Annotated in this window: 1 protein-coding gene; it reads right to left on the bottom strand. The window is 30.7% G+C overall.

Annotated features, from left to right (window positions below):
* Nucleotides 1–437: protein-disulfide reductase DsbD domain-containing protein (locus EII42_RS12300; RefSeq protein WP_255416267.1), on the bottom strand; the 437-nt coding region annotated here is incomplete at both ends.

The raw sequence follows: 437 nt of genomic DNA, 5'->3' as shown, positions 1-437 counted from the left end.
TGGTTGTTGGCTAGCAATTATTTCTGAGGTATTTATTAATGTATTGTCAATAGAAACTTCTTGAGTTTCTGGTGGGTAGCAAAAACCTTTGGTACAACCTTGATAAGTAATTAATGCTTTATGAATAAATGTATTTTGCGGAAGATTAAGAGATATATTTAATTCATTGCGGTAAATCTCAGTTTCTCCAAAAAACTCATCTTGATGTAGTTCCGCATGAGGTAAATTTAAGCTATCAATAGAAAGAGTTTCTGTTTTGTTATCAGCATTCACCAATTCAATACTGATTTCTTTTTTATAGAGATAATAGTTTTCTGCAATATTCCAATGTAAATTGAGTTTTTGTCCTTCTTGCTGACTACTAAATTGGAAGGCGTCTTCACTTTTTAAAAATTGTGTTTTTTTGTTAAAAATACTGCCTTGAGCTTGGATTGTGA

The organism is Tessaracoccus sp. OH4464_COT-324, from assembly GCF_003932855.1.
GTDB lineage: Bacteria > Actinomycetota > Actinomycetes > Propionibacteriales > Propionibacteriaceae > Arachnia.
This window is presented reverse-complemented; position numbering and strand designations above follow the sequence as displayed.